Annotated in this window: 2 rRNA genes (1 of these 2 running past the window's edge); both read left to right on the top strand. The window is 54.3% G+C overall.

Going from position 1 to position 3,117, the window contains the following annotated elements:
• A 23S ribosomal RNA gene (locus tag ABB33_RS14400) occupies window positions 1-2,773 on the top strand; it begins 105 nt to the left of the window's first position.
• 124 nt (window positions 2,774-2,897) lie between these two features.
• Window positions 2,898-3,012 (top strand): 5S ribosomal RNA (rrf, locus tag ABB33_RS14405).
• Window positions 3,013-3,117: the final 105 nt, after the last annotated feature.

Here is a 3,117-nt window from a genome sequence, read left to right on the forward strand (position 1 = left end):
GGTAATGTCCGAATGGGGAAACCCACCGCTCCGGCGGTATCCTGCAGTGAATACATAGCTGCTGGAAGCGAACCTGGTGAACTGAAATATCTAAGTAACCAGAGGAAAAGAAATCAACCGAGATTCCCTGAGTAGCGACGAGCGAACGGGGAACAGCCCTTAAGCTGGTATGGTTCTAGAAAAACGGTCTGGAAAGGCCGGCCATAGAAGGTGATAGCCCTGTATTTGAAAGGGCCATTCCAGTGAAGACGAGTAGGGCGGGGCACGTGAAACCCTGTCTGAACATGGGGGGACCATCCTCCAAGGCTAAATACTACTGACCGACCGATAGTGAACCAGTACCGTGAGGGAAAGGCGAAAAGAACCCCGGAGAGGGGAGTGAAATAGAACCTGAAACCGTGTGCGTACAAGCAGTAGGAGCTCGAAAGAGTGACTGCGTACCTTTTGTATAATGGGTCAGCGACTTACTGTTCGTGGCAAGCTTAACCGTATAGGGGAGGCGAAGGGAAACCGAGTCTGATAAGGGCGCATAGTCGCGGGCAGTAGACCCGAAACCGGGTGATCTAGTCATGCCCAGGGTGAAGGTGCGGTAACACGCACTGGAGGCCCGAACCCACTCCCGTTGCAAAGGTAGGGGATGAGGTGTGATTAGGAGTGAAAAGCTAATCGAACCCGGAGATAGCTGGTTCTCCTCGAAAGCTATTTAGGTAGCGCCTCATATGTATCCTCTCGGGGGTAGAGCACTGTTATGGCTAGGGGGTCATCGCGACTTACCAAACCATTGCAAACTCCGAATACCGAGACGGACTGTATGGGAGACACACGGCGGGTGCTAACGTCCGTCGTGAAAAGGGAAACAACCCAGACCCACAGCTAAGGTCCCAAATTTTGTGCTAAGTGGAAAACCATGTGGAAAGGCACAGACAGCCAGGAGGTTGGCTTAGAAGCAGCCACCCTTTAAAGAAAGCGTAATAGCTCACTGGTCGAGTCGGTCTGCGGGGAAGATTTAACGGGGCTAAGCACAGAACCGAAGCTTGGGGTGCATAACTTTGTTATGCGCGGTAGAGGAGCGTTCCGTAAGCCTGCGAAGGTGGATTGAGAAGTCTGCTGGAGGTATCGGAAGTGCGAATGCTGACATGAGTAACGATAATGCGGGTGAAAAACCCGCACGCCGAAAGCCCAAGGTTTCCTTGCGCAACGTTAATCGGCGCAGGGTGAGTCGGCCCCTAAGGCGAGGCAGAAATGCGTAGTCGATGGGAAGCAGGTTAATATTCCTGCACCTCGCGTAAGTGCGATGGAGGGACGGAGAAGGTTAGGTGTACCAGGCGTTGGTTGTCCTGGGGAAAGGCGGTAGGTTTGGATCTTTGGCAAATCCGGGATCCTTTAAGACCGAGCACCGAGACGAGTCTTTAAGACGAAGTCACTGATACCACGCTTCCAGGAAAAGCTCCTAAGCTTCAGCTTACGCAGACCGTACCGTAAACCGACACAGGTGGGTAGGATGAGAATTCTCAGGCGCTTGAGAGAACTCGGGTGAAGGAACTAGGCAACATGGCACCGTAACTTCGGGAGAAGGTGCACCATTGCCGGTGGCCCATGCGGGCTATAGCTGGTGATGGTCGAAGTGACCAGGCCGCTGCGACTGTTTATCAAAAACACAGCACTCTGCAAACACGAAAGTGGACGTATAGGGTGTGACGCCTGCCCGGTGCTGGAAGGTTAATTGATGGGGTCAGCCGCAAGGCGAAGCTCTTGATCGAAGCCCCAGTAAACGGCGGCCGTAACTATAACGGTCCTAAGGTAGCGAAATTCCTTGTCGGGTAAGTTCCGACCTGCACGAATGGCGTAACGACAGCGGCGCTGTCTCCACCCGAGACTCAGTGAAATTGAAATCGCTGTGAAGATGCAGCGTTCCCGTGGCAAGACGGAAAGACCCCGTGAACCTTTACTATAGCTTTACACTGAACGTTGAGTTCGTCTGTGTAGGATAGGTGGGAGGCTATGAAACTGTGGCGCCAGCTGCAGTGGAGCCATCCTTGAAATACCACCCTGTCGTGCTTGACGTTCTAACCTAGGCCCGTTATCCGGGTCGGGGACCGTGTATGGTGGGTAGTTTGACTGGGGCGGTCTCCTCCTAAAGAGTAACGGAGGAGCTCGAAGGTACGCTCAGCGCGGTCGGACATCGCGCACTGTGTGCAAAGGCATAAGCGTGCTTGACTGCAAGATCGACGGATCAAGCAGGTACGAAAGTAGGACTTAGTGATCCGGTGGTTCTGTATGGAAGGGCCATCGCTCAACGGATAAAAGGTACTCCGGGGATAACAGGCTGATACCGCCCAAGAGTTCATATCGACGGCGGTGTTTGGCACCTCGATGTCGGCTCATCACATCCTGGGGCTGTAGTCGGTCCCAAGGGTATGGCTGTTCGCCATTTAAAGTGGTACGCGAGCTGGGTTCAGAACGTCGTGAGACAGTTCGGTCCCTATCTGCCATGGGCGTTGGAAGTTTGAGAGGGGCTGCTCCTAGTACGAGAGGACCGGAGTGGACGAACCTCTGGTGTTCCGGTTGTCACGCCAGTGGCATTGCCGGGTAGCTATGTTCGGAAGCGATAACCGCTGAAAGCATCTAAGCGGGAAGCGCGCCTCAAGATGAGACTTCCCGGGGCACAAGCCCCCTGAAGGAACCATGTAGACTACGTGGTTGATAGGTCAGGTGTGTAAGCGCGGCAACGCGTTGAGCTAACTGATACTAATGATCCGTGTGGCTTGACCATATAACCTCAAGTTGCCTTGGCCGACATGACATGTCGATGGACCCAAGTGCACGCTACGTCACAAGACCTACGAGAGGCTGGCGCTTTATCCTGCTCCAATGGATAGCGACCCTCCAACCCTCTCCCTGGTGAAATTAGCGCTGTGGAACCACCCGATCCCATCCCGAACTCGGAAGTGAAACGCAGCTGCGCCGATGGTAGTGTGGCTCAAGCCATGCGAGAGTAGGTCATCGCCAGGGGCTCTATCCCCAAACCCCCGCTGCCTATGCAGCGGGGGTTTGCTTTTTTTCCGCATCCAAAACCCGGATGTCGCATAAACCAGAACGGCGCCTGTTGGCGCCGTT

This window comes from Stenotrophomonas acidaminiphila (genome assembly GCF_001431595.1).
GTDB lineage: Bacteria > Pseudomonadota > Gammaproteobacteria > Xanthomonadales > Xanthomonadaceae > Stenotrophomonas > Stenotrophomonas acidaminiphila.